Annotated in this window: 1 protein-coding gene; it reads right to left on the bottom strand. The window is 45.5% G+C overall.

The window, feature by feature from the left end; all coding sequences use genetic code 11:
* Positions 1–25: 25 nt before the first annotated feature.
* Positions 26–1,420 carry a group II intron reverse transcriptase/maturase gene (ltrA, locus tag ABHC48_RS20455; protein WP_347506059.1) on the bottom strand — a complete coding sequence of 465 codons (1,395 nt, stop codon included), beginning with the start codon at positions 1,418–1,420 and terminating at the stop codon, positions 26–28.
* Between the last annotated feature and the right edge of the window lie 439 nt (positions 1,421–1,859).

Consider the following 1,859-nt stretch of genomic DNA (forward strand, 5'->3'; position numbering starts at 1 on the left):
GCGTACCGTTCGGTACACGGCGGTTTCAATAGTTGACGTGCACAGACTGATAGGCTGTGGCTAAATCATAGAAGCCACTGTTTATCAGTCTTTCTTTTGTCATGGCTTTCTTAACTGTCGTCAGATTAGCACAATACCAGTGTCCCCTTCGACAGTTTGCCGCCATGTTCGCATAATATTCATGGATTCCCATTTTTATCAGATTTCTCTTCTTTGTTCTGGGCAATTTCCATTGTTTCCATATACACATACGTATTCTGTGATAGAGCCATCCGTTGACGTCATCTATGTTGTTCTTCATACTTGCAATTCCGTAATAGTTAAGCCATCCCCTCGCATACACCTTGATTTTCCCAAGGCTTGGCTTGATTGACTGACATCGCTTACGGGAAGATAACTCCTTCAGTCTGGACTTGAACTTCTTCCATGACTTCGTATGAACTCGGACATAAATGCCTTTTCCGTTCCTTCCCAATGCAAAGCCAAGGAATTTAAAATTTCGGATTGCAAACACGCTGACAGTACGGCTCTTTTCTCGGTTGACTGTAAGTTTCAGCCTCTCCTCAAGATATTTTGTACTGCTTTCCAAGAGTCTCTCTGATGCTCGCTTGCTCTTTGCAAGAAGCACGATGTCATCTGCATATCTTATGCATGGAACACCTCTTTTCAAGAATTCTTGGTCGAACTCATTGAGGTAGACATTTGCCAGCAACGGTGATAGATTTCCACCTTGTGGCGAGCCTTCCTCTGTGTCAATGACTACTCCGTTTTCCATTACACCGCTCTTCAGATAGCGCTTTATCAGCTGTACTACACGTTCATCTTTTACATTCTTTCGGAGAAGATTGATGAGAATTTCGTGATTAAGAGTATCGAAGTACTTTGACAAGTCAAGGACTACAGCAAATGTATAGCCTTGTTCGGCATACTCCTTAACCTTAAGTATTGCGTCTTTTGCACTTCTGTTCGGACGATAGCCATAGCTACCCTCTGCAAACAGCGGTTCATAGATTGGCACTAACTGTTGGGTTATTGCCTGTTGAAGTGTACGGTCTACCACTGTTGGTATGCCAAGCTTTCGCACACCACCATCTGGTTTGGGAATCTCAACTCGTCTTACTGGAGACGGAGTATACTTTCCACGATAAATGCGGTCGGTTATCTCTTGTTGATGTTCCTTTAGATATGGAAGAGCCTCCTCAATGGTCATGCCATCAATTCCTGGCGCTCCCTTGTTTGCCTTGACTCTCTTATACGCTCTGTTAAAGTTGTCTTTATACAGTATCGCTTCCAAAAGTCTCGGCTGTGCACTGTCTCTTTCTTTCCATATCCGATTGAATGACCTAGACGCTTTTGCATACCCTTCGTGTTCCGCACTATCTCTCTGCGAACAGCCATTGTTTTCAATGTTTTCTGCCATAGACGGTCATTCCTCCTTTCTCGGTCATACTTAAGACTCCTACTGATTCGGTCCTTCACCTCTCGGCTACTATGACCTCTGCTGACTTCTGTGCGTTCAGCATTGCTTTATGCAATGGTTACCTCTTTCAAGGCGTACCGCACAGACCTCCCTGGGTACCACACGTTTCTTCCTCTCCATCCATCTGCCTCATTTATCACGCAGGATTCCGTGTAGTTATTGGGCTTTGACTTGGGTGGCAGTCTTACCCTCATGCATAACCTTATATGAGATTTCTGTTCGTCAGACCAGAGATTTGCCCGTGGTTAGTCTGTTCCCACATCCGGCTTCCTTCAGATTCCACCTCACGATGGACACCCTTGCCTTCGGCTATATCCTTCCCACTACCGGGCGGATTCGGGACTTTAACCCGTTAGAAACGTGCGCCGCCAGGCGCACC

This window comes from Ruminococcus sp. 1001136sp1 (assembly GCF_039841815.1).
GTDB lineage: Bacteria > Bacillota > Clostridia > Lachnospirales > Lachnospiraceae > Blautia_A > Blautia_A faecis.

Excerpts from the sequence above, each read along its gene's own strand:
- ltrA (WP_347506059.1), bottom strand. The coding sequence starts at position 1,420 with ATGGCAGAAAACATTGAAAACAATGGCTGTTCGCAGAGAGATAGTGCG.